Below are 2,774 nucleotides of genomic sequence, written 5' to 3'. Positions count from 1 at the left end.
TTTTTATTAAAAATTTACCATTTAAGTTTTAAATTTCTGGCTGCAGCAACCTCGTCGATTCTTGAAACAGAGGTATTTAATGGTGCTGCCCTTAATTCGTCATCAGATGCATCAAGTGCTTTTTTCATAACAGAAACATAAAAATCTATATCCTTTTTTGTGGCTGTTTCTGTTGGCTCTATCATCATTGCCTCCTTAACAATTAATGGAAAATATGTTGTTGGTGAATGAACACCAAAATCAAGGATATATTTGGATATATCCAGCGCCTTTTTGCCTGTACCATCTGTTGAAAGCACAAACTCGTGTTTTTTAAGTTTTTTGTATGGTATTTTATAAAACCCTGACAGCTGATTTGCCATATAATTTGCATTTAATACAGCCCTCTGTGTATTTATCTTCAGGTTATCCCCGTTTTTTAAAATGTATGAATATGCGCGTAACAGAATTGAAAAAGAGCCATAATAGGATGATATTTTGCCGATTGTGTGCCTTAAATTATAGTTCATATAATAATAATTCTCATTTTTCTCAATTACCGGTACAGGAAGAAAATCTTTTAGGTAAGCCCTGACGGCAACAGGGCCTGCACCAGGGCCGCCACCCCCATGCGGTGTTGCAAATGTTTTATGAAGATTAAAATGAACAATATCAAACCCCATAATTCCTGGTGTTGTTATCCCCAGTATTGCATTAAAATTGGCACCATCATAGTACAGCATTGCTCCATGGCGGTGCAGTATTTCAGAAATCTTTATTATGTTATCATCAAAGATCCCAAGGGTATTTGGATTTGTTATCATGAAGGCCGCTGTTTTATCAGAAACAACAGATTCAAGGGCATGCAAATCTATTAACCCATTATCATCAGATGGGATTTCTATAACATTAAAACCTGCCATGGTGGCGGATGCAGGATTTGTTCCGTGGGCGGAATCCGGTATGATGATATCAGTCCTTTTTCCTATTTCACCCTTAATCTCAAAATATTTTCTTACAATTAATATTCCAGTAAATTCCCCATGCGCTCCGGCAGATGGCTGCAGTGAAACATAATCCATGCCCGATATCTTTTTAAGATATTCCTGAAGGCCATACATTATTTCAAGTGTACCCTGCATATTTTTTTCATTATCAAGGGGGTGCATCTCTGTGAAATTTTCAATCCCTGCTATATAATCATTATACTTTGGATTATATTTCATTGTGCATGATCCAAGTGGATATGTACCTATATCAACACTGTAATTCATTTCTGAAAGCTTGGTAAAATGCCTTGATACATCAGAGCTTCTTATATCCGGAAGCCTGAGATTGTTCCTTTTTAATTTATCCGGAATATTTGCATTGCAATCATTTAAATAATAGTCATTACCGGTATTATAATCTATTAAAAAATCCTCATCATAATGTGCCTGTCTGTACATTTTAATCATCACCAAGTATTCTGGCAAGTTCATTTATGGATTCATCCTCTGTTTTTTCTGTAACAGAGAAAAACACTGCATCATCATAATAATCTATGTTTGTGAGATCAGAAAGCCTTAACCCACCTGATATCCCATTTTCGGCAATTTTTTTGTAATTACCATAATGAAAGAGTACATCGGAGAAATTAATGCCATTAAAAACAGTTTGTATGCCATGGGATTTAAGTGCAGATTTAAGCCTTTCTGCCTTATTAACAGTTATTGAGGCAATCTTTCTGAGTCCAGAAGAACCCAGTATTGACAGGTATGCTGTTGCCGCAACAGCCATTAGTGCCTGATTTGAGCATATATTGCTCATGGCTCTGGCGCGCCTTATATGCTGCTCCCTTGCCTGTAATGTCATGACAAATGCCCTGCGGCCATTTTTATCAACCCCCTCACCTATTAGTCTTCCTGGAGATTTGTGGACATATTCCCTTTTGAATGAAAATAACCCAAGAAGCGGGCCGCCAGCATTCATGTGTATGCCAAGCTGCTGTCCCTCAGCCACTGCAATATCCGCCCCATACTCACCGGGTGGTTTAATTATTCCAAGGGATATCGGGTCATAATAAGAAATAATCAATGAATTCTTTTTAACCTCATTTATGCTTAATACATTTTCATCAATAAGCCCATAGGAGTTTGGATTTTCTGTTATTATTGCGCATGTATTTTCATTGACTTTTGATTGAATATCATTAAGATCAACCAACCCTGTGTCCCTATCAAAACCATATTTGACGTATTTTATATTAAGTCCATAGGAATAATTATTTAATATGCTTAATTTTGATTTATAAATGTTTTCTGGAATTAAAATTTCATTTTTCCCATTTATTCTGTATGCCATCCTTACCGCCTCTCCCAGTGCGGTGTAGCCGTCATACATTGAGGAGTTTGTGACATCCATTTCTGTTAAATCTGAAATAATGCTTTGGTATTCAAACAATGCTGTTAGCATTCCCTGTGATATTTCTGGCTGGTAAGGTGTATATGATGTTAAAAATTCATTTCTGGATATGATTTCATCAACAAGGTGTGGTATGTACCTATCATATATGCCATTGCCTAAAAACATAAGATGATTTCTTTTATTTTTATCCCCAATTTTTTTTATTTTATTTATAAGGTCATATTCACTTAATGGTTCACCAAGCTTCATATTAACTTTTAGATCCTCCGGTATATCCAAAAATAGCTCATCAATACTTTTTATTCCAAGTGCATTAAGCATAGAATCAAGATCTTCCATTTGAATGGAAATATATTACCTTTATTTAAATATTTTATAAAAATGAAAAT

General features: G+C 35.3%; 2 protein-coding genes. Both read right to left on the bottom strand.

The genetic code is table 11. The features are described from left to right. Positions 1-14: 14 nt before the first annotated feature. Positions 15-1,427: an aminomethyl-transferring glycine dehydrogenase subunit GcvPB gene (gene gcvPB, locus AOG55_RS03105; protein ID WP_055040872.1), complete on the bottom strand. Its 1,413-nt coding sequence runs from the start codon at positions 1,425-1,427 to the stop codon at positions 15-17. A 1-nt stretch (position 1,428) separates the two neighbouring features. After that, entirely contained in the window at positions 1,429-2,724 is a 1,296-nt protein-coding gene (gcvPA, locus tag AOG55_RS03100; protein ID WP_048101553.1) for an aminomethyl-transferring glycine dehydrogenase subunit GcvPA, read from the bottom strand. Positions 2,725-2,774: the final 50 nt, after the last annotated feature.

This window comes from Acidiplasma cupricumulans (assembly GCF_001402935.1).
Lineage (GTDB): Archaea > Thermoplasmatota > Thermoplasmata > Thermoplasmatales > Thermoplasmataceae > Acidiplasma > Acidiplasma aeolicum.
This window is presented reverse-complemented; position numbering and strand designations above follow the sequence as displayed.

What these genes read in the sequence shown, in the direction of transcription:
- gcvPB (WP_055040872.1), bottom strand. Translation starts at nt 1,427, where the DNA reads ATGTACAGACAGGCACATTATGATGAGGATTTTTTAATAGATTATAAT.
- gcvPA (WP_048101553.1), bottom strand. Translation starts at nt 2,724, where the DNA reads ATGGAAGATCTTGATTCTATGCTTAATGCACTTGGAATAAAAAGTATT.